Below are 26,992 nucleotides of genomic sequence, written 5' to 3'. Positions count from 1 at the left end.
GGTGGCGTTCGGGGGTGTGCGGCCGTGGGGTTACGGGGTCATGGGGTCACCGGGCGGTGCGGCGGCGTACGGCGTAGGTGGCTGCGCCGCCCGCCAGGATCAGGCCGCCGGCCACGCCTGCCAGCGTGCCGGTGGGCACGGTGGCGCCGGTGGCCGCGAGCGCGGCGCTGCCGCTGCTGAAACTGGCCGATCCGCCCGTGCCGCTGTCGCCCGCGGTGGCGCTGCCCGGTGCGCCGGACCCGGCCGTACCGGACCCGCTCGTACCGGATCCGTCCGTGGCGGAGGGCAGGTGGGCGTTCGGGTCGACGGTGACGACGGCGGTCACGGGGTCGAGGGCCTGTCCCGCCGGGTAGCTCTCGAACGCTGTGGCGCCCGCCGCGGTCAGCGTCGCCGGTACGTTCTTGAGGGTGACGACGCCGTTCTTCGCGGTGAGACCGCCGGCCGGGATCTTCAGGTCGGCGACCGCCATGCCGGGGGTGCTGGTGACCTTGCCGGAGGCGCGGGACTTCGCCGTGACGTCCGCGACCAGGGTGCCCTTGGCGCCGGCGGCCCGCACCTTGAGGTGGGCGAACTTCAGGTCGAGGGCGCCCTCATGGCCGGTGAAGCGGACCGAGCCGTTGAACTCGGCGGCGAGGGTCGCCTTGGCGGCGTCGTACGTGCCGTGACCCTTGGGGAAGCGGTAACCGGCGCCGGAAGTGGCCGCACCGCCCGCGAGTTCGGCCTTGCCGTGCGCGAAGGGCCCGGTGATGTAGTCGCGGAAGGACTTCTTGACGCCCCAGTCGAGGGTGCCGTCCACGATCGTGCCGGAGGCGGCAGCGGGCGCGGCGGTGCCGGAGGCGGGGGCACCGGTCTGCTTCCCACCGGCGTCACGGGTGCCGGAGCCGGTCCGGGAACCGGAGCCCGCATGCACGCCGTGCCCGCCGGCCGTCTGTTCCCGCTTCTCGCCGCCCGTCCGCTCCCCCTTCCCCGCCTCCTTGCCATCCTGCCCGCTCCCCCCGGGCCCGGGCCTGCCCGGCTTCGGCTCCGCGGGCGTGCTCGCCGGAGTCACCGACAGCGTGGCCGGGTCGAGCTCCTGCCCCTCCTTGTACATGCCGTTGAACGCCTCCGCGCCCTTGGCGGTCAGCTTCACCGGGATCTTCGCGAACGTCAGCGCGCCGCCCGCGCCGCTGCCCGGCCGTACCGCCGACAGATCGAGCGAGGCCAGCGCCACGTCACCCTGTGTCGTGCCCGCGGCGGTGACGTCCGCGGTGATGGCGCCCGTTCTGCCCTGGGTGGCGACCTTCAGGTCCGCCAGTTCGATGTCGAAGCCGTGCGCTTTCGAGGTGAAGCGGACGCTGCCCTTGAAGGTGGTGGCGACGGCGTGCGTGCTCATGTCGTACGTGCCGGTGCCGTCCGTGAAGGTGAACGGGCCGTTGTCCGGGGCCTGCCGGGCGCCGTCGGCGGTGGTGATCTCGCCGTGCGCCATGCCCGTGACGTACGTGCGGAAGGACTCCTTGACGCCCCAGTCGAGCGTGCCGTTCGTCAGCTCGGCCTTCGGGGCGGCGGTGCCGGCCGTGGGGGCGGCCGTGGCGGTGGACGGCAGGCACAGGGCCGCGGTGGTGGTGGCGGTGGCGATGGCTGCCGCGAGGGCGAGCGGGCGGCGTATGGCGGCCATGGTCGGTGGCTCTCCTTGGTGGTGGGGGTGCGGTGGGGTGGGCGTCAGTCCTGCGGGGGCGCCGTGGGAGGCGTACGGCGGCGGGCGCGCAGGACGGAGACGGCGGCGACGGCGACGAGCAGGACGCCGGCCGCGATCAGGAGGGTGGTGGTGCGGGTGGAGCCGGACGCAGCGGGAGCGGCCTGTCCGGGAGCGGCCTTTTTGGCCTGCGCGCCGTCCCCGGCGGCGGCCTTGGGGTCGGTGCCGAGGTCGGGAAGGGCGGGCAGCGTGGCCTTCTTGTCGACGGCGACCGCCAGCGAGACGGGGTCCATGTCCGTGCCGGCCCGGTAGAGGCCGCCGAACGCCCGCGCGCCCTCGGCGGTGAGCTGCGCCGGTGCCTCGGTGAGCTCGATCAGCCCCTTGCCGGGCGTGAGCCGCTTCGCCTGGAAGGTGGCCAGCGGGGTGCTCTTACTGGTCGTACCGCCGGTCGTGACGTCGGCGGCGAGGGTGCCGCGGCCGTCCCCGACCGTGACGGAGACGGCGGTGAGGGTGAGGTCGAGGTCCTTGCCGGTGAAGCGGAGCTTTCCGGTGAAGTCGGCCCGCAGGGTGCCCTTTTCGGTGTCGTACGTGCCCTTGCCGTGCGGGAAGCGGAAGAGCGCGCCGCCGTCCTGGGCGCCGTCGGACAGCTGCCAGCGGCCGTGGGCGATGCCGCCGGTGACGTACTCGCGGAAGGTGCGGCGGACGCCCCAGTCGACGGCGGCCTCGGTGAAGGCCCCGCGCCGCGCGCCCGTCTCGTCGGCATCAGCGTCGGCACCGGCATCGCCGTCTCCGTCGTCGGACGGGGCGGGCGTCGCGGCCGGACCGGCGTCCGTCCGTACGTCCGCCGACAGGCTCACCGGGTCGAGCTGCGTGCCCTCCGTGTAGTACCCGGCGAAGGCCCGCGCGCCCTGCGCCGTCAGCTTCGCCGGGACGTTCGTCAGCGCGATGGGGGTGCTGCCGCCCCGGGTGTCGACGCCGTCGAGTCCGAGTGTGGCCAGCGGTACCCGGGCGGCCGTGGTGACGCGGCCGGTGCCCTTCTCCTTGCTGGTCATGTCGGCGTAGAGGGTGCCGCGTCCGCCGGCGACGGTGACCTGGGGGCGGCTGACGGTCAGGTCCATCTCGTACGAGCCGTCCGGCTTGCGGTGGCCGGTGAAGTGCACCCCGCCGGAGAAGCCCGCCGTCAGGGCGCCGCTCGCCGGGTCGTAGCTGCCGGTGGCCGAGTGGAAGCGGAACCGGCTGTCGCCGACCGTGGCGGCGCCGCCGTTCACGGTCCAACTGCCCTGCGCGATGGGTCCGGTGACGTATGCCTGGAAAGAGGACTTGATGCCCCAGTCCAGCCGGCCGCCCGCGACCGTGCGGGCCGCCGCCTGTGCGGGGGCCGCAGGCAGTGCGGGCAGCAGCGCGCCCAGGAGCGCCGCCAGGAAGGCGGCGGCGAGCACGCGGGCACGGCCGCGAGTACGGCCGCGGGCCGGTCTGGACGGCAGCATGGAGGACCCCTCCAGGGCTAGCGATTAAGGTAAGGCTAACCTAAGCTAAGCCCGGCCGGAGCGGAACCCCGGGACGCGACCGGGATCTCCCCCGCACCACCGGCACCGGTCAACTGACGTACGCAGAAAGGCGGGACAGTGCCAGCAGCCACCCGGGAGCCGGTCCGCCGGCGCCTGTCCCGCCCCGCCGCGGCGCTCGCCGCCACCCTCGCGATCGCCCTCTCACTCACCGGCTGCGGCAGCGGCCCGGACACCGCCGCTCCCCCGGCGGAACCCGCCGCCGGAACCGCCGCCCGGCCCGCCGCCGACCGCGTCGAGCCGCTGTCCGGGCCCGCGCCGCGCCCCGAACTTCCCGCGACCGTACGGTCGGCGGACGGCCAGGACGTGACGGTGCGCAAGGCCGGCCGGATCGTGCCGCTCACCGGCTCCCTCTCGGAGATCGTCTTCACCCTCGGGCTCGGCGACCGGGTGGTCGCGCGCGACATCACCGCCACCTTCGACCAGGCGACGAAGCTGCCCGTGGTGACCCGCGCGCACGACGTGTCGGCGGAAGGGGTGCTGTCGCTCAAGCCCGACGTGGTCCTCGCGGACACCACGACGGGGCCGGCGGAAGCCGTCCGCCAGATCCGGGACGCCGGTGTCCCGGTCGTCACGGTCCGGCCCGCGACCCGGCTCGCCGACGTGGACGCCCGGATCGACGCGGTCGCGGCGGCACTCGGCGTACGGGCGGCGGGTGACGCGCTCAAGGCCCGCACCGGCCGGCGGATCGAGGCCGTCCGGAAGCACCTCCCGCACGGTGCAGCGGCCGACCGTCCCCGGGTGGCCTTCCTCTACCTGCGCGGCTCGGCCTCCGTCTACCTCATCGGGGGCGCCGGGTCCGGGGCCGGCTCCCTCATCGAAGCGGCGGGCGGCATCGACGCGGGCGAGGAGTCGGGCCTGACGAAGGACTTCACACCGATCACCAGCGAAGCACTCGCCAGGGCCGCGCCGGACGTGATCCTGGTGATGACCAAGGGCCTCGCGTCGGTCGGCGGGATCGACGGACTGGTGAAGATCCCCGGAGTGGCCCAGACACCGGCCGGGATGGACCGCCGGGTGGCCTCCGTCGACGACGGCGTGCTGCTCAATTACGGGCCGCGCACGGACTCCGTACTGCGCTCGCTGATCCAGCAGTTCCACGCCGGGGGGAAGTGAGATGACGGCACCGCTCCGCGCGGACGCGCCCGCCACCACCGCGCCCCTCCCGGCGGCCGCCGGGGACCGGCCCCGCCGCGACCCGCCCCGCCGCGACCGGCCCCGCCGCGTCCGCACCCGTACCTCCCTGCTCACCGCCCTCCTCACCCTCGCCCTCCTCGCGGGCTGTCTGCTCTCCGCCGGTCTCGGCGCGTACCGCATCCCGCTCGGCGACGTCCTCGGCTCGCTGCTGCACCAGCTGCACCTCGGCGGCGCGGAGCTGGACCGGGTCGGCGAGAGCGTGCTGTGGAACGTGCGGCTGCCGCGCGTCGTGCTGGCGCTGCTCGTCGGCTCCTCGCTCGGCTGCGCGGGCGCCCTGATGCAGGGCGTGTTCGGCAATCCGCTGGCCGAGCCGGGCGTCATCGGCATCTCCTCGGGCGCGGCGGTCGGTGCCGTCGGGTCCATCGCGCTCGGCCTCGGCTTCCTCGGTACGTGGACGGTCCCGGCCTGCGCGTTCGCCACCGGTCTGCTGACCGTCCTCGTCGTCTACGCGCTGTCCCGCTCGGGCGGCCGGACCGAGGTCGTCACGCTGATCCTCACCGGCATCGCGGTGAACGCCTTCGCCGGCGCGCTGATCGGCCTGTTCCTCTTCTTCGCCGACACCGCGCAGGTCTCCCAGATCACCTTCTGGCAGCTCGGCTCGCTGTCCCAGGCCGTGTGGCCCAAGGTGCTGGCGGTGCTGCCGTGTGCCGTCGCCGGGCTGGCCGTCGCGCCCTTCCACGCCCGCAAGCTGGACCTCCTGGCGCTCGGCGAACGCCCCGCCCGGCACCTCGGCGTCGACGTGGAGCGGCTGCGCGTCGTCCTGGTCCTGGTCGTCGCCCTGCTCACCGCGGCGGCCGTGGCGGTGGCCGGCGTCATCACCTTCGTGGGGCTGCTCGTCCCGCACCTGCTGCGGATGGCGGCCGGCCCCGGGCACCGCTTCCTGATCCCGGGCAGCGCGCTGGGCGGCGCGCTGGTGCTGGTCGTCGCCGACCTCGTCGCCCGTACGGCCGCCCAGCCGGCGGAACTGCCGCTGGGCGTCCTGACCGCCCTGTGCGGCAGCCCGTTCTTCTTCTGGCTGCTGCGCAGGACCCGCCGCAAGCAAGGAGGCTGGGCGTGAGCCGGGGCCGGTTTCCGTTTCGGACGCCCGGTACGTGGTGCGCGGGGCGCCCCCGGGCGCTGCCGGCGGCCGTCGCCGCGGGTACCGCGTACGCGTGCGCCCGCGGTCTCGGCGTGCAGGTGGGCGGCCGTACGGTCCTGGACGGGGTGGACCTGGAGGTGACCGCCGGCCAGGTGCTGGCGCTCGTCGGGCCGAACGGCGCGGGCAAGTCCACGCTGCTCGCCGCGCTCGCCGCCGACCTGCCCGCCGCCGCCGGCGAGGTACGCATCGACGGCCGCCCGGCCACCGCCTGGACCGCACCGGAACTGGCGCTGCGGCGGGCCGTGCTGCCGCAGTCGGCCACCCTCTCCTTCCCGTTCGCGGTGGCGGACGTCGTACGGATGGGCCGCGCGCCCTGGGCGGGCACACCGGGCGAGGACGAGGACGAGGCCGCCGTGGCGGAGGCGATGGCGGCGACCGAGGTGACCGGCTTCGCGGACCGGCCGTTCGCCGCGCTGTCCGGCGGTGAACGGGCCCGGGTCGCGCTCGCCCGCGTCCTGGCGCAGCGCGCTCCGCTGCTGCTGCTCGACGAGCCGACCGCCGCGCTGGACCTGCGCCACCAGGAACTGGTGCTGCGGATCTGCCGGGAGCGGGCGGCGGCGGGGGCCGCGGTGGCGGTCGTCCTGCACGACCTGGGGCTGGCCGCCGCGTACGCGGACCGGGCGGCCCTGCTGCACGGCGGGCGGACGGCCGCGCAGGGCCCGCCCGCCGAGGTCTTCGGCGCGGAGCTGCTGAGCCGGGTCTACCGGCAGCCGGTCGAGGTGATCGGGCATCCGCGCACCGGCGTTCCCCTGGTCATGCCATGGCGTGAACCCTGATCCGGCGCGCGTCCGTACCGGTCCTTTGCGTCCCGTAATGACCGGTGGGGCGGGCTGCCTCCCAGGTCACGGTGCGGTCGCTGTTCCCGGTCCCCGCGCCCGCCCGCGTCCGCGCCCCCGGTAGGGTTGCGCCGAATCGTGCCACCCCGGCGGCCCCCAGGCCGCCCCGGCCCCGGTCGCCCCGAAGGAGCCCGAGCCCCATGACACGCAGGTCGCCGTTCCGGGTGCCCGTAGCGCTGACCGCCGCGAGCGCGGCGCTGCTGACGCTGAGCGGATGCATGACCGTGCACGGCGAACGGGAGATGCTGCCCGCGGTGTCGAAGGACGAGGCCGCCACGGCGCTCCGGCAGTTCGTCGACGGCTTCAACACGTCCAACAGCAAGCTGGACCCGAAGGTCAACCCGACCTACGAGACGGACTCCCTGCTCGCCGTCGACCAGGCGCTCACCAAGGCGGGGCACGCGGTCAGCCCGCAGGGCAACCCGAAGTTCCCGCCGCTGAAGCTGACCAGCCCGACGTTCACCGTGCCCAAGCAGGCGGGCTGGCCGAAGGTGTTCCTGGCGGACGCGGTCAGCAACCGCAACAACGCGCGGTGGTTCCTGGTGTTCACCCGGGACTCCATGGGCGCGAAGTGGAAGGCGAGCTATCTGTCCTCGCTGACCGACGAGGAGATCCCGCAGTTCAAGACGGACCAGGACGGCTTCGCCGAGGTGGTGCCGGCCGACGCGAAGGACTCCGGGCTGAAGATCGCACCGGGCAAGCTGGGCGAGGCGTACGCGACGTACCTGGACACCGGCAAGGGCGACACCTTCGCCCCGGGGCCGCACACCGACGGGTGGCGGTCGCTGCGCGAGAAGCAGGGCCGGCAGCCGGGCTCCCGCATCCAGTACGAGGACCAGGCGTCCGGTTTCGCGCCGGTCGCGCTGCGTACCAAGGACGGCGGGGCGCTGGTCTTCTTCTCGACCTATTACCACCAGCAGAAGACGGTGTCCGAGGGGTCGCGGATCAGCATCGGCCCGGAGATCAAGGGAATCATGGAGGGCCCGGCGAAGCCGTCCGACCGGATGACCTTCACGACCCTGTCGGCGCAGGTGGTGAAGGTACCGGCCGCGGGCGCCCCCGGGCGGGTCGGCATCCTGCACCGGCTGGAGGCGAAGACGTCCGCCAAGTCGCTGTAGGCGCGACGCGGCGCGGGCGGCACCCGGCGCCGTACGGGCGTCCCGCTCCGGCGGGTCCGGCGGACGGGCCGCGGACCCGGCTGCGGGCAGGTGGGTCAGCGGCCGATCGGCCAGGCCGCCGCTTCGTGGTCGTGGTCGGGCTGCTGGTCCGCGTACGCGGCGCAGGCGTCGGTGAGGGCCTCCAGCAGCGTCAGCGGGTCCGGCACCGGCCGCTCGGGGCCGCGCAGCCAGGCCACCGCGGGCTGGTCACCGGGCAGCCGGGAGGGCGGCAGGAGGACGTAGCTGCCGCGGCAGTGCCAGCGCAGGCCGGGGTGCTCGTCCATGGTCTCCGGATGGCAGTCCAGCTCGCAGGGCCACCACTCGTCCTCGTCGTCCGGGGTGCCGCGGGTGGCGGTGAAGAACAGCATCCGGCCCTGTCCGAGCGCCGCGCCGCTCAGCGCGACCGGGCCGACCTCGATGCCGGCCGCCTCCAGCCGCTCCAGGGCGCTGCGGCCCGCCTCGACGGGGACGTCCAGCACGTCGTGGGCGATGCCGGTGGCGGTGATGAAGTTGGCCTGCGGGTAGGCGCGCGCCCAGGCGGCGACCTTCTCGCGGTCGGTGCTGGCGACGGTCTGCCAGCCGAAGGAGACGGGGTGCCGGCCGGGCGTGGGACAGCCGATGCGTTCACAGGAACAGCCGTAGCCGGAGGGGTGGGCTGCCGGGGCGAGCGGGAAACCCGCGTCGGCGACCGCCAGCAGCAGGTCCTCGCGGCCTTGCGCCGCTGATCCCGTGTCCGTATCGCCGCCGTCCGAACCGCTCCTCGGCCGGCGAAGCCACTGGGAGAACCTGCTCTTGCGTTCCATCTATCCCCTCACTTCGAGCGGTGGTCTGGGATCAATGCTGCCACCATCCTCCTCTTCGGGTGACCGGAGTACGGATCCGGGGTGACCGGAGAACGGGCGAATCCCACCAATACGGTCGGTTTCCACCCCACTTCGTTCACTTTCCTTTACCTTTCGCGCCCCCTGGGCGATCCCGGCGCCTCATCCGGAAGTGCACCCTCCGGGCCACCGCCGAGGAACGGGCCGCCCCGAGGACCGGTCAGCCGTCGGTACGGGGCCGCAGCCCGGCGAGCACCATGTCGACCAGGGTGTCCACGAACGCGTACGACAGCTCGCCGGTCCGCATCAGCCAGCGCTGCGAGAACGGGCTCAGCACCATCTCGGCCGCCACCCGCACATCCACGCCGGCCGCGATCTCGCCCGCCTCCTGGGCAGCCCTCAGCCGGTTCACGTAGACCGCGATGCCGGGCTCCAGCAGCCGCTCGACGAACCGTGCCGACAGCTCCGGGTCGTTCGCGCCGGCCGCCGCGAGGGCGCGGTACGGCGCCTGCCACTTCTGGTCGTTGAACTCGTCGGCGGTGGCCCGCAGGACGAACTTCAGGTCGGCGGCGAGGTCCCCGGTGTCCGGCAGTCCGGCCTCGTACCCCGCCACGTCCTGGGTGAAGGCGTCGAGCAGGACGGCGGCCTTGGAGGGCCACCAGCGGTAGATCGTCTGCTTGCCGACACCGGCGCGGGAGGCGATGCCCTCGATCGTCAGCTTGTCGTAGCCGACCTCGCCGACGAGGGAGAGAGCCGCGTCGAAGATGGCGCGGCGCGAGCGTTCGCTGCGGCGGGTGGCGTCGGGCGCTGTCTTGTTGGCCATGGCCGGAGTCTACCGACAGGTGAGTCGAGACGTATCGTCTTGACAAGACGGTACGTCTCGTTCAGAATCGACATCGAGCGAGACGAACCGTCTCGCCAGTCGGCGGTCGAAGGAGATGACCCACATGAGCAAGGGAAACGCGGGCGGCATGCTCGGCGTCGGCGGCACCCGCAGCAAGCTCTCCCGCGGCGCACTGCGCGGCGGCCGGGGCGGCAACGGCGTGGGCGGTGGCACCGATCCGATGGCGCAGCGGCGCGCCCTGCTGCGCAGGCTCCAGGAACAGCGCGGCGCCGGGGAAACCCGTCAGGGGTGAAAACCACCCGAACGGATCACTGCGCAACGGCTCCTCAACGGTGGACCATTTGAGCGCGTACGCACCTCGTACGCCTCAGCGTCCCACCCACCGTGAGGAGCCTTCCTTGCGTACACCTCGGCGCAGCGCCCGGCCCCGGCGCTATCTGATGTGCCCGCCGACCCACTTCAAGGTCAGCTATTCCATCAACCCCTGGATGGATCCGGACAAGCCCGTCGACCTGCCGCTGGCGCTCGCCCAGTGGGAGGTGCTGCGCGAGAGCTACCGCGCGCTCGGCCACACCGTCGAGGAGCTGCGGCCCCGCCCCGACCTGCCGGACATGGTCTTCGCGGCGAACGGCGCCACCGTCGTGGACGGCCGGGTGCTCGGCGCGCGGTTCGCCTTCGAGGAGCGGCGCGGCGAGGCCGCCGTGCACGCCGCCTGGTTCAGGGACCACGGCTTCACCGAGGTCCGCGAGCCGGAGAACGTCAACGAGGCGGAGGGCGACTTCGCGGTCACCGCCTCCTGGCTGCTGGCCGGCCGCGGCTTCCGCAGCAGCCCGCTCTCGCACGCCGAGGCGCAGGAGTACTTCGGCCGCCCGGTGATCGGCCTGGACCTGGTCGACCCGCGCTACTACCACCTCGACACGGCGCTGTGCGTACTGGACGACGCGACGGACTCGGAGGTCATGTACTACCCGGGCGCCTTCTCGGCGGGCAGCCGCGCCGTACTGGCCCGGCTCTTCCCCGACGCCCTGATCGCCTCGCGGGCGGACGCGGAGGCGTTCGGTCTGAACGCGGTCAGCGACGGCCGGCACGTACTGCTGCCGCAGGCCGCCGTCGGGCTCTTCGAACCGCTCCGCGCGCGCGGGTACGAGCCGATCGGCATGGACCTGACCGAACTGCTCAAGGGCGGCGGCAGCGTCAAGTGCTGCACGCAGGAGCTGCGGGCCGCCCCCGTGTAGGCGGCTCTCAGCCGGCCGGCCGCTCCCAGGCGTCGCCCCACTCGGCGTCGCGGGCGGCCTTGTAGCGGTCACCGTGCCGCTTGGTGACCGTGTCGCGCCGCAGCCCCTCCTCCGTACAGAGGTCCAGCAGGACCTGTCCCTTGCGGAGCTGGGGCTTGCGGACGACGCGGGACGGGGCGGGCACGGCCGCCGCGCCGTCCGCACCGGCCACCGCCTCCGGGCGCACCGCCGCGACATAGCTGAACTTCTCGTCCTCGTACGGCAGCGAGCCGCCCTTGACCTGGCGGTGCAGCGAGGAGCGGGTCACCCGGGCGGCCATGTGGCACCAGTCCTCGCCCGGCACGATCGGGCACGCTCCGCTGTGCGGGCACGGCGCGACGACGCGCAGTCCGGCGCCGGTCAGCTGCTCACGGGCCTCGCGGATGCGCAGATAGCCGTCCGGGGTGCCGGGCTCGATCAGCACGACGGCCTGCGCGCCGGCCGCCGCGGCGACCACCGCGCGGCGGTCCTCCGGGCGCAGCTCGCCGAGCACGTACGAGACGGTGACCAGGTCCGTGCCCTCGGGGACCGTCATGCCCGCGCCGATGACCCGGCGCTGCCAGTCCGTGTCCGGCAGGACCCCGTCGGCCAGCTCGCGGCCCAGCTCCAGGGCCGGTTCGGCCCAGTCGTACACGGTCGTGCGGTGGCCGGCCCAGGTGGCCGCGGCCGCCCAGGTCGCGGCGCCGGTGCCGCCGCCGATGTCCACGTGGGAGGCGGGCGCCCAGTGCGGCAGCCGCGCCGCGAAGGCGTCCAGTGCGTGCCGTACGGCCTCGAAGGTCGCGGGCATCCGGTACGCGGCGTACGCGGCGACGTCCGCGCGGTCCCTGAGGACCGGGGCGTCGGTCGGCGTCCGGCCCCGGTAATTGGCGATGAGCCGGTCGACGGCCCGCGCGGCCTGCGTGGGCGGCAGGCCGTCGAGCAGGCCGGCCAGTGCGGCGCGCAGTTCGTCGTGCATTCCGGCGATTTTACGGGGCGGGTGTGACAGGCCGTGCCGCAGCACCCGTACGCCGCTACCCGTTAACCCTCCGAAGCCCGCACGCCGCTACCCGAACGCCCGGCTGCCCGCCCGTACCGCACGCGCCAGCCGGGTCGCGGCCGCCGCCCGGGGCGCGCTGCCCGCCGCGCGCCGCCGTGGGTGGACCGTGTTGGCCAGCAGCACCAGGAACGTGTCGGTCGCCCGGTCCAGCACCAGGCTGGTACCGGTGAACCCGGTGTGGCCCGCCGCGCCGCGCCCGGCCAGCTCGCCCATGAAGTACGGCTGGTCCACGCCGAAGCCCAGGCCCGGCGGGTCCAGCAGCAGCGCCACCGACTCCGCGCCGAGGATGCGCTCCCCGCCGTACGTACCGCCGCTGAGCAGCGTCCGGCACAGCACCGCCAGGTCCTGCGCCGTCGAGAACAGGCCCGCGTGCCCGGCGACGCCGCCCAGCGCCCACGCGTTCTCGTCGTGCACGGCGCCGCGCACCATGCCGCGGTCCGCCTTGGCCCACGGCCGCCGCTGGTCCTCGGTCGCGGCCACGCCCGCCGGGGCCAGCGGCCCGAACGTGGTGCTGGTCATGCCGAGCGGGCCGGTGATCCCCCGCGCCACGAGGGCGTCCAGCCGCAGGCCGGTGAGCCGTTCCAGAATGAGCTGGAGGGCGATGAGGTTGAGGTCGGAGTAGCGGTACGCGCCGCCGGGCGGATCGGCGGGCGCCGCCGCCTCCGCCCACAGCAGCTCCAGCTGGGCCGCGCGCCCCTGGCGCTCGTAGAACGGCAGCTCAGGGCGCAGCCCCGAGGTGTGGGTGAGCAGACCGCGGACGGTGATGCCGGGGGCGAAGCCCGGCAGCCAGCGGCCCGCCGCCTCGTCCAGGTCCAGCAGACCGCGCTCCACCTGCTGCACCGCGACGACCGCGGTGCACAGCTTGGTCAGCGACGCCAGGTCGAAGACCGTGCCGACGCGCATCGGCTCCCAGCGGTCCCGGGGCAGCTCCACGCCCCGGGACCGCTCGGGGTCGTACGCCGCGTAGCGCAGCGCCCAGCCCGCCGCCGCCTCGGCGGCGACCACCGGGCCGCGCCCGGCGAGCACCACGGCACCCGCGCACCAGGGGTCAGGCCCCTCGGTCGCCTCCCGTACCCCGTCGGCCAGGCGGCGCATCCAGGCGGGATCCAGCCCCGCCGCGGCGGGGGTGCCGTATCGCAGTCCCGTTGCGTTCAGAGTCTGGTCCTCTCGCCGGTCCCGGTGGCGGTCTCCTCCCTACGCTGCCACGGGCGGCACAGTCCCAGGAAGCTCAGCAGCGCCAGTACGCCGCAGGAGAGCTGGACCACGGCCATCGGTACGGCGGTGTGCTCGCCCGCGATGCCGACCAGCGGCGAGGCGACGGAGCCCAGGAGGAAGGTCGAGGTGCCCAGCAGCGCCGACGCGGAGCCCGCCGCGTGCCCGGAGCGCAGCAGCGCCTTGGTGTTGGCCGACGGCATGACCAGGCCCATCGCGGACATCAGGACGAACAGCCCGGCGGCCATCGGCCACAGCCCGACCTCGCCGAAGACGCCGCCGGCCATCAGCAGCAGCGCCGTCGCGGCGGCCGTGATCAGGCCCAGGCCGATCCCGAGCACCACGTCCAGGCTGACCCGGCCGACCAGCACCTTGCCGTTGATCTGGCCGACCAGGACCAGGCCCACGGAGTTGACGCCGAACAGCAGGCTGAAGGTCTGCGGGGAGGCGCCGTAGATCTCCTGGATCACGAACGGCGAGGCGGAGATGTACGCGAACAGCGCGGCGAAGGCGAACGCGCCGACGATCAGGTAGCCGGAGAAGGCGCGGTCGGCGAGCAGCGCGCGCATGGTGCTCAGGGCCTCGCCGAGGCCACCGGAGTGCCGCCGCTCGGGCGGCAGCGTCTCGTGCAGGCGGCGCCAGACCAGCAGGGTGAGCAGCACGCCGACCACGGTCAGGACGACGAAGACGCCGCGCCAGTCGGTGATCCGCAGGATCTGCCCGCCGATCAGCGGCGCGACGACGGGCGCGACGCCGGAGATCAGCATCAGGGTCGAGAAGAACCGGGCCATCGCCACGCCGTCGTACAGGTCACGCACCACGGCCCGCGCGATGACGATGCCGGCCGCGCCCGCCAGGCCCTGGAGCAGGCGGAAGGCGATGAGCAGCCCGGCGTTGGTAGCCAGGGCGCACAGCGCGGTGGCCACGATGTAGACGATCATGCCGATGAGCAGCGGGCGGCAGCGTCCCCACTTGTCACTCATCGGCCCGACGACCAGCTGCCCCAGGGCCATGCCCGCCAGGCAGGTGGTCAGGGTGAGCTGGACGGTGGCGGCCGGGCTGTGCAGCGCCTCGGTGACCTCCGGCAGTGCCGGCAGGTACATGTCCATGGAGAGCGGCGGCACCGCGGTCAGGCCGCCGAGGACGAGGGTGACGAGCAGGCTGGTACGGCGGGACGCGGCGGGCGCCGCCGCCGCGTCCCGCTCGGCTATCGGAACGCTGTCCTGGGGCTCCGTCGTTCCGGTGCCGGGGTCCGTCATGAGTGTCTCCATGGATGATTGATGGCTTGACCATGGTGTCATGCACGGAACCGGCTCCGGCGCCCTTTCGGCCAGGACGTTGGATGGGGGGCCGGGGACCTAGGACCGGAGACGGCCCCCTGGCCGTACGGGAATCAGGCCGGCTTCAGCCCGGGGTCGCCGGCCTCGGACACGAACGACCCCGCCGTGGTCACCGGCGCCCCCGGCTTCGTCACCGCCGACACCGTCCGGAAGTCGGCCCGCGCCTTCTCCCGGTCCAGCGTGACGGTCACATAGCCGCGCCGGCCGTTGTAGAACTTCAGGTGCGGGTTGGCGGCCATGTACGTGCCCCAGTTGGCCGGCTTGTCCGCGCCGTCCTCGCCGCTGGCGATCGAGGTGGTCACGAACTCCACGCCCACGGTGCGCGACTTCTCGTTCTTGAAGTCCCGCTTCACATCGAACGCGTAGTGCACGTGCACGTCACCGGTCAGCACGACCAGGTTGTCCACGCCCGCCGCCTCCGCACCCTTCAGCACCCGCTCACGGGAGGCCGCGTAACCGTCCCAGGAGTCCATGCTGAGCTTGTAGCCGGGGCCGGTGGCGTTGCGGCGCTCGGAGAAGGTGACCTGCTGCGGCAGCACGTTCCACAGCGCGGAGGACGACCGCCAGCCGTCGATCAGCCAGCGCTCCTGCTTCGCGCCGGTCAGGGTGCGCTTCGGATCGGTGGATTCGGGGCCCGGGGTGCGCCAGCCGTCGCCGTACGCCTGGTCGGAGCGGTACTGGCGGGTGTCCAGCACATCGAACTGGGCCAGCTGCCCGAAGTGGACGCGCCGGTAGAGCTGGGCGTCCGGGCCGTGCGGCTGCTGCGGGCGGCGCAGCGGCTGGTTCTCCCAGTACGCGCGGTAGGCCGCGGCCCGGCGCAGCAGGAACTCGCCCTTGGGGTCGTTCTTCTCGCTGATGTCGTCGGCGTAGTTGTTCTCGACCTCGTGGTCGTCCCAGGTGACGATGAACGGGTGCGCGGCGTGCGCGGCCTGGAGGTCGGGGTCGGACTTGTAGAGCGCGTACCGCAGCCGGTAGTCCTCCAGCGTCACCGTCTCGCGGTTGAAGCGCGCGGGCAGCTTGCGGTCGGTGTACTTGCGGGCGCCGCCGACCGCGTCCACCGGGTACTCGTACAGGTAGTCACCGAGGTGGAAGACCACATCCAGGTCCTCCTTGGCCAGATGCCGGTGGGCCGTGTAGTACCCGTCGTGGTACGCCTGGCAGGAGACGACGCCCAGCCGCAGTTCGCTGTTCTTCGCGCCGCGCGCGGGCGCGGTGCGGGTCCGGCCGACCGGGCTGATCCAGTCGCCGGCCCGGAAGCGGTAGTAGTAGACGCGGTCCGGCGCCAGTCCGATGGCCTCGATGTGCACGGCGTGGTGGAACTCCGGGTGCGCGTCGGCCTTCCCGCGCCCGGCCAGGCGCGTGAACCGCTCGTCGTACGCGATCTCCCAGCGCACCTGCACGCGCGCCTTGGGCATACCGCTGCCCGGCTCGTACGGCTTCGGGGCGAGCCGGGTCCACAGCACGACGGAGCCGGGCAGCGGGTCGCCGGAGGCCACCCCGAGCGTGAACGGGTTCTCGGTGATCTTCCGCGCGTCGGCCTCGGCCGCGGCGTACGCGACGCCGGTGCCGGGCAGGTTGGCCGCGAAGGCCAGCGCCGCGGCGGCCCCGGTGCCGGTGAGGAAGCGGCGCCGGGCGAGCTGTGCGGCGGCGGCGCGCAGCTCCTGCGTGTGCGGGGCGCCCTGGGGCCCCTGCTCGGGCCGCGCGTCCTGCTCGTACTGACCTTGACGGGCCATCTGCCCCTCCCTGGGCCGGTGTTGTCACCAGCGATTGGAGGGGCGGACGAGGGCGTTCCGCTGTCCCGCGTTCGACGCACACATGACAAGCGGATGATGTCTGCGTCCGCATCGGACGCGCGCGGACATTCACGGCGGGTGCGGGGGCACGGGCCGTGGCCGGGGCCGGGCGGGCACCGGGGCGCCCGGAGCGCCGTGGCGTGGGCCCGGCAGGCCCGCGCCCCGGGCCTTTCGCCGACGGTCCGGCGTCTCCGTAGGATTCGGGGCATGGCTGAACTGATGGTGCGCGACGGCACGTGGTCCTTCGACGGCGACCGGGTGTGGATCGTGCCGGGACAGGAACGGAGCGTGCACCGCCTGCGGCAGGACCTGGGCGAGACGTCCGTACCGCTGGAGGCGCTGGCGGGCATCGCGTACGAACCGGCCCGCAAGGGCGGCCGGTTGCGCCTGCGGCTGCGGGACGGCGCCGACCCGCTGCTGCACGTCACCGGCGGCAGCCTGCCGGACGACGCGAACCCCTATCAGGTGGCCGTGGACCCGGACCGTACCGGCGTCGCCGAGTACTTCGCCGACGAGGTGCGCCATTCCCTGCTGCTCGACCAGGTGGTGACCGGCCCCACCGACCGCTATCTGCTGCCGGGGCCCGCCGTACCGCTGTCCGCCGCGGGCGTGGACGGCGTGGCGTCCTTCGACGGCGAGCACGTGCACATCGAATGGCGCTGGACCACCAGCGAGAGCAAGAAGCACGCGGGCGCCCGGGACTTCGCCCTCGCCGACCTGGCCGGGGTCGACTGGCGCCCCGCCTCCGGCCTGGAATCCGGCTACCTGCGCTTCCGCCCGAAGGGCGTCACCGCGACGCTCAAGCCGGAACACGACCCGAACGCCATCGAGCTGTGGGGCTTCAAGAAGGAGAGCGGGCGCACGGCGCTGCTCGCGGCGGCGGTCGCGGCCCGGCTGCCGCACCCGTCGGGCGGCTCCGCCCCGGCGGCCGGTCCGGTCACCGCGGCGCGGACCGCCCCGGCCCTGGAGCAGACGCCGGACCCGGGCAACGCGAGCGGCGGCGGCCAGGACCCCGACGTCCTGCTGCGCCGGCTGCGCGAACTCGGCGAACTCCACCGCGACGGCATCCTGACCGCCGAGGAGTTCGCCGCGGCCAAGGCGGCGGTGCTCAAGGGGTTTCACGGGGCGGGGTGAGGCGGAGCGAGGGCGGTGTTCGGAGGGGTTCGCGAACGTACCGGGCTTACGTGGGTGTCCGCAGCGCCTCCGCGAGCCCACCCCCACCGACGGACCGGCCGCGCCCTACCCTGCCGCCATGACGACACCCGACACCCGCCCCGGTACCACTCCCCCACCCGCGCCGGCCGCCCTGATCACCGGTGCCGGCTCCGGCATCGGCCGCGCCGTCGCGCTGGCCCTCGCCGGGGCCGGCTGGTCGGTGGCGCTCGCCGGACGGCGCGCCGACGCCCTGGAGGAGACCGCCCGCCAGGCGGCGCGGGACACGGACGGCGCCACCCTGTGCGTACCGGCCGACGTGACGCGCCCTGAGCAGGTCGACGCCCTGTTCGCGGCGGTCCGCGACCGCTTCGGCCGACTGGACCTGCTCTTCAACAACGCGGGCACCTTCGGCCCGCCCGTCCCCCTGGACGAGCTGGCGTACGACGACTGGCGCACGGTCGTCGACACCAACCTCACCGGCGCGTTCCTCTGCGCCCAGGCCGCCTTCTGCACGATGAAGAACCAGGACCCGCGCGGCGGCCGCATCATCAACAACGGCTCGGTCTCCGCGCACGCGCCGCGTCCGCACTCGATCGCGTACACCGCCACCAAGCACGCGATGACCGGCCTGACCAAGTCGCTCTCGCTGGACGGACGTCCGTACGACATCGCCTGCGGGCAGATCGACATCGGCAACGCGGCCACCGAGATGACCGGGCGGATGCAGACCGGCATCCTCCAGGCCGACGGCAGCACGGCGGTCGAGCCGGTGATGGACGCGGCGGACGTGGCCCGTACGGTCCTGCACATGGCGCAGCTGCCGCTGGCGGCGAACGTGCAGTTCGCGACGGTGATGGCGACGGCCATGCCGTACATCGGCCGCGGCTGAGCGCTTCCCGGGCCTCCGGTTCCCGGCGCCGCCGCCCGGTCACCGCCGGCCCCCCGCCCCCCGTCCACCCGCCCTCCCCCGTCCTCCGCCGTCCGGACTTCGGCGGGACGCGCTCCTGACAGACGGCGCGTCCGGTGGGACTCTTCCTGACGCACGTCCATCCGCACCGCTCATCTGCCGGGCCGCGGAACCCGCGGCCACGTTGTCGACGGCCGCGTGGTTCGCCACCACGCGGCCCCGCAGAAGGAGTCACGCGTGAGACGAATCGTCAGCACCTCCCCCGGCACCCGTCGGCGCGGCATGTCCCGGGCCCTCGCCGGTGCCCTGACCGCCGTCGGCGCCCTGCTCGTCTCGGCCCTCCAGACCGGCCCGGCGGGCGCGGCCGGCCCGGCCGGTACGGACACGGCCCCGCCGGCCTCGTCCTCGGCCGGTACGGGGACGGCGCCCTCCTCCGTGGCCGACTTCTGGACGGCGGAGCGGATGCGTGAGGCCACCCCGCTGGACCTGCTGTCGGCCGGAGCCGACGGGCCGGGCCAGCGGTCCGGCGCAGCGGAGAAACGATCCGCCCCGGAGGCGAAACGATCCGGCAGCACGGCGGACCGGTCCACCTCCCCGATACGGAGCGGCCCCGAGCGCACCGTACGTCCCACCCTCCCCGCGGCCACCACCGCCGCCGCCCCCGTCCCCAAGTCCTTCCCGCAGGCGGGCGCCCCGTGGACCGGCGGCGGCGCGGTGACGAACACCGCGGGACGGGTGTTCTTCACCTATCAGGGCCGTACCGCTTCCTGCTCGGGCAACGCCGTCACCAGCGCGAACAAGAGCACGGTGATCACCGCCGGGCACTGCGTGAAGCTGAACGGCGCCTGGCACACCGACTGGGTCTTCGTGCCCGGCTACCACGACGGCCAGGCCCCGTACGGCAAGTGGGCCGCCTCGAAGACCCTCAGCACACCGCAGTGGACGGCGAGCGAGGACATCAACTTCGACGTCGGCGCCGCGGTCGTCGCCCCCGTCGGCGGACAGCGGCTGACCGATGTCGTCGGCGGCCAGGGTCTCGCCTTCAACACCGGCTACAACAAGCCGATGTACGCCTTCGGGTACCCGGCCGCCGCACCGTACGACGGCAGCAAGCTCATCTACTGCAGCGGCAACACCATCAAGGACCCGCTGTTCTCCACGGACCACGGGCTGTCCTGCAACATGACGGGCGGCTCCAGCGGCGGCCCCTGGTTCACCTCGTTCAACGAGGCCACCGGCGCCGGCCTGCAGTCCTCGGTGAACAGCTTCGGCTACACCTTCCTGCCCAACAGGATGTTCGGGCCGTACTTCGGTGACGACGCCGAGAACCTCTACGACGAGGCGCAGTCGAGCTGACGGGCTGACCGAACCGGCCGAGCTGGCCCGACCGGTCGAGCAGACCGAGCAGGCCGAGCAGGCCGAACCGGCCGAGCAGGCCGGACCGTCGCCCGGCGCCGTCCGGAGGGGTGCACCCACAGGCTCCCCTCCGGGCGGCAGGCACCACACGGGGGTGTTCCCCGGAGCTCTCGTTTCCGGGGTGGCCCGACAATTCACGCACACATGGGGGGAAACTCGGTATACCCATGGCGTCATTCTCAGGCTTTTCATGCCCTTCTCATGAAAAACTCATCGACGCCCGGCCACCAGCAGCAATTACACCCCGAGCGGCCTCCCCGTACGGATCATGAATTCCCCGCCCACTTCTCTGCCCACTTCCCCGACCACTCCCCCGATCACTTCCTCGACCGCTTCCCCGGCCACTCTGTCCGATTTCTTCCCCCGCGGAATGGATGACCCCCACTCCGGGCTATTCGGTGCTAGCGTCACCGAGCAGAAGTGCACTCCCTGCTCAGTGATTCCTTGCCCGACCATCCGTCGCCGAGGGGACTTCCATGACAGCGGCCGACAGCAGTGCGAACAGGGGCCCGGCGCCCGCTCCTCAAGAAGTCGGCGCGATGTACGACCGGTTCGGCGACCTGCTCGCCCTGGTGCTCGGCGGCAGCGCCCTGCACGTCGGCATGTTCGTCCCGCACGGCGAGCGCGTCCGGGCCGCCTCCCTCCTCGGCCTGTCCGACCTCGCACAGGACCGGCAGACCGAGTACCTCGCCGACGTCCTGGCCGACGGCCTCCCGCCGGACGCCCGCCTGCTCGACATCGGCTGCGGCACCGGCGGCCCGGCCCTCCACCTGGCCCGGCGCACCGGCGGCCGGGTCACCGGCATCACCGTCAGCAGGGCGCAGCTCGCCCGCTGCGGCGAACGGCTGAGCGCCGCCGCCGACCTCCGGGGCCGGGTCGACTTCGCGTACGGCGACGTGCTGCGGCTCGACCACGCGGACAACTCCTACGACGCGGCCTGGTCCATCGACTGCTTCCCCCACCTCGCGGACCGGCCCGCCGCACTGCGCGAGGTCCGGCGCGTACTGCGGCCCGGCGGCCGTCTGCTGATGACGGAGTTCGCCCTCCGCGGCACCACCGTCCCCGTGGAGACGGAGGCATTCACCCAACTGTGGGCGTCCCCGCCGCCCACCGCCTTCGCGACGCTTCTCGCGGAGGTCGAAGAATCCGGTTTCCGTGTCGTGCGCATTCAGAACATGACATCGAACATCGCACTGTGCGGCGAGCTGATGTACGTACTTTACCGACAACGGCGCGATGAGATAGAGCAGCGTTTCGGAAAGGAAGCCACCGCCCACACCGATCCGCTGATGGAACCGTTCCGCGACTTCTGCCGGGACCACGTGGACTATTACCTGCTGCTGCTCAGCACACCGGAAAGCTGACCGGCCGAGCACCGGAAAGCCGACCGGCCGACCCGGGCCCGGCAGCCCCGCCCGCACCGATCCGAGAGCTGACTCCCCCTATGGTCGCCAAACCGCCCTCCGGCCTGCCCGCTTCCCCGCCCGCCCCGCCCTCCGACACCCCTTCCGCCTCCTCCACCCCCTCCGCCTCTCCCACCTCCTCCGCCTCTCCCGCTTCCTCCACCGGGCCGGCGCCGCTTACGCCACCCGCCCAGCGCACACCCCACCCCCTCCAGAACACCCCGCCCCCTCAACGCGCCCGCCGCCGCTGGGAGTTGTGGCGCTCGCCCGAGGACCAGCCCCGCTGGGCCCGCCCCGCCCTGCTCGGCATCGCCGCCGCAGCCGCACTGCTGTACGCGTGGAACATCACCACCAGCGGCCTGGCCCCGTACTACTCCGTCGCCGCCCGCAGCATGACCGAGAGCTGGAAAGCATTCCTCTTCACCGCCTACGACCCCTCCGCCACCATCACCCTCGACAAAATCGGCGGCTTCCTGTGGCCCCAGGCCCTCTCCGCCCGCCTCTTCGGCTTCCACGACTGGGCCCTGACCCTGCCGCAGTGTGCCGAGGGCGTCGTCTGCGTCCTCGTGCTCTATCGGGTCGTACGGCGCTGGCAAGGCCCCGCCACCGGCCTCCTGGCCGCCACCCTGTTCACCCTCACCCCCGTCACCGCCTCCCTGTTCGGCCACGCCATCCCCGACGCAGCACTGATCATGTGCCTGGTACTGGCCGTCGACCGCTACCAGCTCGCCGCACGCGGCGCCCGCCTGCGCTCGCTGGTCTGGGCCGGTGTGTGGGTGGGCCTGGCCTTCCAGGCCAAGATGATGCAGGCCTGGCTCATCGTCCCCGCCCTCGCCCTCGCCTACCTCGTCACCGCGCCCGTCACGGCGCGCGCCCGGATCGGCCACGTACTGACGGCGGGGGCCGTGCTGTTCGCGGTGTCGTTCTCGTGGGTGCTGATGATGACGTTCCTGCCGAAGGACGTACGCCCGTACGCGGACGGCTCGACGAACAACAGCGCCCTGTCCATGGTCTTCGAGTACAACGGATTCAGCCGCCCTGCGGAGAGCGGACCGGGAGGGCCAGGAGGGTCGGGGGGCCATGGCGGACCTAACGGCTCGGGAGGCCCGGGTGGCGCGAACGGCCCAAGCGGCGTGAACGGCCCAAGCGGCCCAAGCAACGGCAAACACGCCCCCACCACCGACCCGACCTCCCCCCGCGCCCACCCGGCCCGCAAGATGGTCAGCCTGGGCAGCGAGCAGAACACCTGGTACAAGCTGTTCACCCCCCGCTTCACCTCCCAGATCGGCTGGCTCTACCCGCTCGCCCTGATCTCCCTGGTCCTCGGCCTGGTACTGCGCGGCAGGCGTCCCCGTACGGACCGGCTGCGCGGCGGCTACCTGCTGTGGGGCGGCTGGCTGCTGACCACCGCCGTCGTCCTGAGCGTGGTCGACATCCCGCACACCGCGTACGTGGCGGGCCTGGCCCCCGCGCTCGCCGCGCTGGCAGCCGCCGGCACCGTGACCCTGTGGCGGGTCCACCGCGCCGCCACCGGCGCCCCGAGGCGCTGCCTTCTCCCCCTGGCCGTCATCGTCCAGGCCGCCTGGGCGTCCCACGTCGCCGCCGGCCACTCCGGCTTCGCCCCCTGGCTCACGTCGTTGATCATCACGGCGGCGCTCGTCGGCGTCCTCGGCCTGCTGTCCTACGGGCGCGCCACCGGCCGCCGCCGGCGCTCCGTCGCCCTCACCGCGCTGGCCGCCACCTGCGTGGCCCTGTTCACCGCCCCGGCCGCCTGGTCACTGTCCGTACTGGACCAGCGGTACGCGGGCTCCTCCTTCGAAGCACACGCCGGGCCAGGAGGCCAGAACGCCACGGCCGGCGCGCCGGGCAGCGCGGTCTACGGAGGCGCGGGCGGCGCCTCGTACGACATGTCACCGGCGCCGCTGAGCGCCGCGCAGAAGCGCCTGCTGGACTACGTACAGCGGCACAACGGCCACGCCAGGTACACCCTCTCCGCCGACGGCGGCTGGGCCCGCTCCCGGGCCATCACCCACACCGGTCTGCCGATCCTGCCGCTCGGCGGCTTCGCCGGAATGGCCACGTCGGTCACCCTCGCCGAGTACCAGCACCTGGTCGCCTCGGGACAACTGCGCTTCGCCCTGCTCAACCCCACCACGGCAGCCGGCGGCGCCCCCTCGGAGACAGCCAAGATCAACGCCTGGGTCCGCTCCACCTGCACCAAGGTCCCCCCGAACGCATACACCCCCACCCCCGACCCCACCGTCCCAGAACCCCTCTACCACTGCACCCCCTGAACCACCCCTCTCCTCTCCCACCCGCACCCTCCACCCCCCTCCCTCGTTCACCGTGATGTGCCTCACGAGACGTGTGGCGCCCCCTGAGGCGGGTATCCGGCCCCGGGACCGGAGGGCACGACTCCGCCATGAAATGGTAGAAATGCGGAGGAAAGCCCTGCGAACCCTGCGGAGAGGAGACGCCCATGTCGTCGAAGCGACGCCGTAAGAAGAAGGCACGCCGGAAGAACGGCGCCAACCACGGCAGCCGTCCCCAGTCCTGAGCGGCCCCGCCCGCCGGACACCGGACATACGAAGACCCCCGGGACACCGTCCCGGGGGTCTTCACTGTCTCTCGGTGCCGCTGACCCGTTACGCCGCGTCCACGACGCCCGAAGACGCCACCTCGATCGTCGCGGAGGTGGCACCGGAGCGGGAACCCAGGCCCTCGATCTTCTTCACCAGGTCCGAGCCCTCGACGACCTCGCCGAAGACCACGTGCGCACCGTCCAGCCAGGGCGTCGCCACCGTCGTGATGAAGAACTGCGAGCCGTTGGTGTTCTTGCCGGCGTTCGCCATCGACAGCAGGAACGGCCGGTCGTGCTTCAGCTCGAAGTTCTCGTCCTCGAAGCGGTCACCGTAGATGCTCTTGCCGCCGGTGCCGTTACGGCGCGTGAAGTCGCCGCCCTGCAGCATGAACTCCGGGATGACCCGGTGGAAGGGCGACCCCGCGTAACCGAAGCCGTGCTCGCCGGTGGCCAGCTCACGGAAGTTGCGCGCGGTCTTGGGTACGACGTCGTCGTACAGCTTGAAGACGATGCGGCCGGCCTTGTCGCCGTTGATGGTGATGTCGAAAAATACGTTGGAACTCATGGAAGACATCCTTCCACTTCCCCACCCCCATTCGGCCCACAGGTCTAAGCCCCCCACGCCCCACCCGCCCAGTCGCGGAACGCTGAGGCCTGGTCACGGCCGACGCCGTGTACGCGCTCCTCGCCCTCGCCGAGCACGGCGGCCTCCCGACGTGGGGCGGTATTGCGGTGGTCACGGTGCCGCTCGTGATCATCGCGGACTGGCCGGACTCCACACCGTACGGGCCCGCCGGCGACCGCACACCTGGGTGAAGACCGTGGCCGACATCACGGCGACGTACGGCTCGGCGCGAGGCGACGAGGTTCGTAGCGACCTCTGTGCAGTCGCCGCCGTCGGTGTTCGACTGGTCGGACATGAAGAAGTCCCGCCGCTCCGATGAGGGAGTGGCGGGACTCAGCTGGGTGGTGCGGCACCACATCACGTGGCGGAGAACGCGCCACCCTTGACGCCCGCGATGAACTCCGCGAACGAACGGGAGGGAACGGAGAGGATGGGGCCGTTCGGGTCCTTGGAATCGCGGACGGGAACTATGCCGGTGGCTGTGGCCTGTGCCGGGGCCCATTCGACGCAGGAGCCACCGTTGCCGCTGTAGGAAGACTTGGACCAGACGAGGGGTCGGGGGTCGATCGTCACGAGATGCCCTTTCGTGCCTTCTGGATCATGGCTACTGACTCCGCCTGAGAGAGAGCTTCGGCCTGTAGCTGATGGTAGGCCCGCACCAGCGGTAGCACGGAGGTGAGTTCCCTATCCAGGCGTCCGTGAATCTCCGACTCGACGTAGGAAACCACGGAGCGGTCAGGCAGGGTCAGCAGATTGACCAGGCGGTTGAACGGGCGACGCTCACCAATGGCGTACGGAGCTACCTGAAGCGCGGTGTTCGATTGGTCGGCGAACTCGACCAACCGCGCCAACTGGGCGTCCATGACAGCGGGGCCACCGATCGGCCGCCGGATGCAGCTCTCATCCAAGACAACGATCACCATGGGGACCACACGCCGCACCAAAGATGCCTGCCGTTCCGCCAGGAACTCCACTCGCTCCGATGCTTGTTCGGGGCTGAGCGTTCCCCGCCGCACATTGCCCTCTTCCATGGCTCTTGCGTACTCCGGTGTCTGGAGCAATCCAGGAACAGCCCCCACTTCGAACAGCCGGATCTCCGCCGCCCGCGCCTCCTGCCCCAGGTACTCCGGGAAGCCCTCAAGCAAGCTGCCATTCCGGATCTCCGCCCACGCACGCTCGAATGACTCCGTGGACCCCGCGAGCCCAAGGGTGGCGTCTACGGCGCGCGAAAACCGGAGGGTCGGCGGTTTACAACCTGTTTCCACCGCCGAAATATGCCTGCCCGAGTAGCCCATCCGCTCAGCCAACTCGTCCTGCTTCCATCCGCGCACCTCTCGCGCGCTGCGCAGACGGGCACCGAATGCCGCCTTCGGGCCTGCCTCCGGGTTCAACTGCTTCAGGTTTACCAACGTGCTCCCCGTTTCTGGAACGTTGAGGATGGGGCGACTGTAGGGCAGCCTGGCTCCATCCGGTAGTGGCACGGCTACGGAGCGAAGTTGACGTGCTCCGGAACCATCACCGCCCCGCGGTGGAGCCCGGGTATCGGGTTGCGCAATTTGATCGTGTTCCGACGTTCCCCCACGAACGGTGACCACAAGTGACCGACTTCAGTCCCGGCCTCGGCTCCAGCCCCGGCCCCGGCCGGGAAAACCTCACCCGGCTCATGCGCTCACGCGGACGTGACGGTGTGCTTCATCTGCGCACCAGTGACGGCAGTGACGCTTCGCCCGAACTCCCCCCATTCGAAGGCAAAGCCATGACGACCTCCGCCCCCGTGCCCGCGCGCAAGGAAATTCAGATCACCGGTATCCGGAAGCACGTCGCCGAATGTGTCACCGAGATCAACGGCGCGCGGTGTGGCGCCCGTTCCAACGTCTGGGACACCGCCGTGCACCTGAACGTGTGGATTCTCGCCCACGCGGACGAGTCCGAGCACAAGAAGTTCGTGAAGCACATGGAAGACCCGGTCAACGTCTACACCAAGCCCGCCAAGGGGCGGCAGTGAGAGGGGGCGGCGGTGCGTCAGCGGCCCGGCCGCCCTGGAGCTGGAGATCGCCGGAGAGTCCCCTAGGGGCGGACGAAATCCGCCGACATGTTCTCGTTGCCGCACCGGGCCCTTTGTGGCCAGGCGCGGGAGGTTCCGGTGTGGTGGCCGGTGCGGCATCTACAGGGGTTCGCGGGGCAACTGTGCTCCTGTAGTTGGGGATTGATTTTCAGGGAGGCAGCAGGGGTGGCTCCTACCGGGGAAAGACGACACCTGGCGGCGCGTCGCCCATGGTGGTGGTCCATGAGTTGGTTTTCCGTGGCCCTCCAGGAGGACTGATGCGTTACCGCCACATCACCCTGCTCACCCTCACCGTGGGAACGGTGACCGCCGCTGCCATGGTGGGCGCGAAAATGGCCCTGGCCGCCGGCACGGACAGCCTCCGTACACCGGCTCGGCGCCGGCCGGGCGCAGCCGCCCACTCGGGCAACGGCCAGGACCGGGCGGCGTTCGACGAGCTGCTCCGCCGGCAGGAGCAAGCCTGGGCGGACAAGGACGGCGCGGCATTTGCCGCCACGTTCACCGAGGACGCCGACCTCGTCACCTTCAACGGCGATTACCTGCGCACCCAGGACGCGATCGCGCAAGGAATGCAGTACTACTTCGATCACTACATCGGAGATACCACGATCCGCACTCTCGATCAGCATGTGCGCTTCGTCAACCGGCACACAGCCATCATCGTCCGGACGAGCTGCCAGATACAGGCAGGCGAGAGCGAGTGCCGAGAAGGCTCGCTGTCCGTCAACACCAACGTGCTGACCAAAAAGAACGGAGTGTGGCTCCAGCAATCCTTCCAGAACACCCGTAAGACGGAGCTGCCTCGCTCATGACGTCGGACTGACCGGTCAGCCGACGCAAGGCCCCTGACCTGGAAACCCCAGGTCAGGGGGCGGGGGGCGGGGGGCCCGCGGCCGCGGGGGCCGGGTCGCCCGGGGGGGGGGCCCCCCGGGCCTGGGGCCCCGCCGGGGGCGGC

At 72.5% G+C, this 26,992-nt stretch carries 25 protein-coding genes; 14 read left to right on the top strand and 11 right to left on the bottom strand.

The features are described from left to right. Window positions 1-46: 46 nt before the first annotated feature. A complete protein-coding gene (locus AB0L45_RS32370; protein ID WP_365846339.1) occupies window positions 47-1,654 on the bottom strand; it encodes an HtaA domain-containing protein in 1,608 nt (535 codons plus the stop codon). 44 nt (window positions 1,655-1,698) lie between these two features. Next, window positions 1,699-3,159: an HtaA domain-containing protein gene (locus AB0L45_RS32365; RefSeq protein WP_365846337.1), complete on the bottom strand. Its 1,461-nt coding sequence runs from the start codon at window positions 3,157-3,159 to the stop codon at window positions 1,699-1,701. A 138-nt stretch (window positions 3,160-3,297) separates the two neighbouring features. Between AB0L45_RS32365 and AB0L45_RS32360 the strand changes: the two genes are divergently transcribed. The 4 genes from AB0L45_RS32360 to AB0L45_RS32345 all read left to right on the top strand — a co-directional run bounded on the left by AB0L45_RS32360 (window position 3,298) and on the right by AB0L45_RS32345 (window position 7,526). After that, the gene (locus AB0L45_RS32360) at window positions 3,298-4,353 is read left to right on the top strand and encodes an ABC transporter substrate-binding protein (RefSeq protein WP_365846335.1); all 1,056 of its coding nucleotides are present in this window, start codon (window positions 3,298-3,300) and stop codon (window positions 4,351-4,353) included. 1 nt (window position 4,354) lies between these two features. Then, window positions 4,355-5,491: an iron ABC transporter permease gene (locus AB0L45_RS32355; protein WP_365846333.1), complete on the top strand. Its 1,137-nt coding sequence runs from the start codon at window positions 4,355-4,357 to the stop codon at window positions 5,489-5,491. Window positions 5,492-5,550: 59 nt separating this feature from the next. Next, window positions 5,551-6,348: a heme ABC transporter ATP-binding protein gene (locus tag AB0L45_RS32350; protein WP_365846473.1), complete on the top strand. Its 798-nt coding sequence runs from the start codon at window positions 5,551-5,553 to the stop codon at window positions 6,346-6,348. A 200-nt stretch (window positions 6,349-6,548) separates the two neighbouring features. Next, a complete protein-coding gene (locus tag AB0L45_RS32345; protein ID WP_365846331.1) occupies window positions 6,549-7,526 on the top strand; it encodes a hypothetical protein in 978 nt (325 codons plus the stop codon). A gap of 95 nt (window positions 7,527-7,621) precedes the next feature. On the opposite strand, the gene AB0L45_RS32340 is transcribed toward AB0L45_RS32345, so the two are convergent. After that, the gene (locus tag AB0L45_RS32340; RefSeq protein WP_365846329.1) at window positions 7,622-8,368 is read right to left on the bottom strand and encodes a bifunctional DNA primase/polymerase; all 747 of its coding nucleotides are present in this window, start codon (window positions 8,366-8,368) and stop codon (window positions 7,622-7,624) included. A 238-nt stretch (window positions 8,369-8,606) separates the two neighbouring features. Then, on the bottom strand, window positions 8,607-9,209 hold the full coding sequence (locus AB0L45_RS32335; RefSeq protein WP_365846327.1) for a TetR/AcrR family transcriptional regulator: 603 nt from the start codon (window positions 9,207-9,209) through the stop codon (window positions 8,607-8,609). 124 nt (window positions 9,210-9,333) lie between these two features. Here AB0L45_RS32335 and AB0L45_RS32330 point away from each other — a divergent pair, with 124 nt between their 5' ends. Both AB0L45_RS32330 and ddaH read left to right on the top strand, forming a co-directional pair. Further along, window positions 9,334-9,522 carry a DUF6243 family protein gene (locus AB0L45_RS32330; protein WP_365846325.1) on the top strand — a complete coding sequence of 63 codons (189 nt, stop codon included), beginning with the start codon at window positions 9,334-9,336 and terminating at the stop codon, window positions 9,520-9,522. A gap of 106 nt (window positions 9,523-9,628) precedes the next feature. Continuing rightward, the gene (gene ddaH / locus AB0L45_RS32325; RefSeq protein WP_365846323.1) at window positions 9,629-10,465 is read left to right on the top strand and encodes a dimethylargininase; all 837 of its coding nucleotides are present in this window, start codon (window positions 9,629-9,631) and stop codon (window positions 10,463-10,465) included. Between the two features lie 7 nt (window positions 10,466-10,472). Here the strand turns inward: ddaH and AB0L45_RS32320 are convergent, their stop codons facing one another. The 4 genes from AB0L45_RS32320 to AB0L45_RS32305 form a co-directional block, all read right to left on the bottom strand. Then, window positions 10,473-11,459: a small ribosomal subunit Rsm22 family protein gene (locus AB0L45_RS32320; protein WP_365846321.1), complete on the bottom strand. Its 987-nt coding sequence runs from the start codon at window positions 11,457-11,459 to the stop codon at window positions 10,473-10,475. Window positions 11,460-11,546: 87 nt separating this feature from the next. After that, window positions 11,547-12,635, bottom strand: a complete 1,089-nt coding sequence (locus tag AB0L45_RS32315) for a serine hydrolase (RefSeq protein WP_365846319.1) — start codon at window positions 12,633-12,635, stop codon at window positions 11,547-11,549. Between the two features lie 56 nt (window positions 12,636-12,691). Beyond that, window positions 12,692-14,011, bottom strand: a complete 1,320-nt coding sequence (locus AB0L45_RS32310; protein WP_365846317.1) for a multidrug effflux MFS transporter — start codon at window positions 14,009-14,011, stop codon at window positions 12,692-12,694. A gap of 134 nt (window positions 14,012-14,145) precedes the next feature. After that, the gene (locus tag AB0L45_RS32305) at window positions 14,146-15,825 is read right to left on the bottom strand and encodes an alkaline phosphatase D family protein (RefSeq protein ID WP_365846315.1); all 1,680 of its coding nucleotides are present in this window, start codon (window positions 15,823-15,825) and stop codon (window positions 14,146-14,148) included. Window positions 15,826-16,092: 267 nt separating this feature from the next. On the opposite strand from AB0L45_RS32305, the gene AB0L45_RS32300 reads away from it, so the two are divergent. The 5 genes from AB0L45_RS32300 to AB0L45_RS32280 all read left to right on the top strand — a co-directional run bounded on the left by AB0L45_RS32300 (window position 16,093) and on the right by AB0L45_RS32280 (window position 23,060). Further along, window positions 16,093-17,019, top strand: a complete 927-nt coding sequence (locus AB0L45_RS32300) for a DUF4429 domain-containing protein (RefSeq protein WP_365846313.1) — start codon at window positions 16,093-16,095, stop codon at window positions 17,017-17,019. Window positions 17,020-17,137: 118 nt separating this feature from the next. Next, the gene (locus AB0L45_RS32295) at window positions 17,138-17,929 is read left to right on the top strand and encodes an SDR family oxidoreductase (RefSeq protein ID WP_365846311.1); all 792 of its coding nucleotides are present in this window, start codon (window positions 17,138-17,140) and stop codon (window positions 17,927-17,929) included. A 255-nt stretch (window positions 17,930-18,184) separates the two neighbouring features. Next, a complete protein-coding gene (locus tag AB0L45_RS32290; protein WP_365846309.1) occupies window positions 18,185-19,303 on the top strand; it encodes a peptidase in 1,119 nt (372 codons plus the stop codon). Window positions 19,304-19,839: 536 nt separating this feature from the next. After that, window positions 19,840-20,727, top strand: coding sequence for a methyltransferase domain-containing protein (locus tag AB0L45_RS32285; protein WP_365846307.1), 888 nt, complete (start codon window positions 19,840-19,842; stop codon window positions 20,725-20,727). Window positions 20,728-20,807: 80 nt separating this feature from the next. Next, a complete protein-coding gene (locus AB0L45_RS32280; protein ID WP_365846305.1) occupies window positions 20,808-23,060 on the top strand; it encodes a glycosyltransferase family 39 protein in 2,253 nt (750 codons plus the stop codon). Between the two features lie 351 nt (window positions 23,061-23,411). Here AB0L45_RS32280 and AB0L45_RS32275 read toward each other — a convergent pair whose 3' ends face one another. After that, complete coding sequence (locus AB0L45_RS32275) at window positions 23,412-23,912, bottom strand: peptidylprolyl isomerase (RefSeq protein WP_365846303.1); 501 nt, start codon at window positions 23,910-23,912, stop codon at window positions 23,412-23,414. Window positions 23,913-24,019: 107 nt separating this feature from the next. Here AB0L45_RS32275 and AB0L45_RS32270 point away from each other — a divergent pair, with 107 nt between their 5' ends. Then, complete coding sequence (locus AB0L45_RS32270) at window positions 24,020-24,163, top strand: hypothetical protein (protein ID WP_365846301.1); 144 nt, start codon at window positions 24,020-24,022, stop codon at window positions 24,161-24,163. A gap of 166 nt (window positions 24,164-24,329) precedes the next feature. Here the strand turns inward: AB0L45_RS32270 and AB0L45_RS32265 are convergent, their stop codons facing one another. Together AB0L45_RS32265 and AB0L45_RS32260 are read right to left on the bottom strand one after the other, a co-directional pair. After that, a complete protein-coding gene (locus AB0L45_RS32265; protein WP_365846299.1) occupies window positions 24,330-24,545 on the bottom strand; it encodes a DUF397 domain-containing protein in 216 nt (71 codons plus the stop codon). Beyond that, entirely contained in the window at window positions 24,542-25,381 is an 840-nt protein-coding gene (locus tag AB0L45_RS32260) for a helix-turn-helix transcriptional regulator (protein WP_365846297.1), read from the bottom strand. Before AB0L45_RS32260 ends, AB0L45_RS32265 begins: the two co-directional genes overlap by 4 nt. A 347-nt stretch (window positions 25,382-25,728) precedes the next feature. On the opposite strand from AB0L45_RS32260, the gene AB0L45_RS32255 reads away from it, so the two are divergent. Continuing rightward, complete coding sequence (locus AB0L45_RS32255) at window positions 25,729-25,977, top strand: hypothetical protein (RefSeq protein ID WP_365846295.1); 249 nt, start codon at window positions 25,729-25,731, stop codon at window positions 25,975-25,977. Between the two features lie 317 nt (window positions 25,978-26,294). Next, window positions 26,295-26,849 carry an SgcJ/EcaC family oxidoreductase gene (locus AB0L45_RS32250; RefSeq protein WP_365846293.1) on the top strand — a complete coding sequence of 185 codons (555 nt, stop codon included), beginning with the start codon at window positions 26,295-26,297 and terminating at the stop codon, window positions 26,847-26,849. The last annotated feature ends 143 nt before the right edge of the window (window positions 26,850-26,992 follow it).

The sequence above is a fragment of the Streptomyces sp. NPDC052496 genome (assembly GCF_040679095.1).
Classification (GTDB): Bacteria; Actinomycetota; Actinomycetes; order Streptomycetales; family Streptomycetaceae; genus Streptomyces.
The sequence above is the reverse complement of the archived record's forward strand: the minus strand, read 5'-3'. Positions and strand labels throughout refer to the sequence as shown.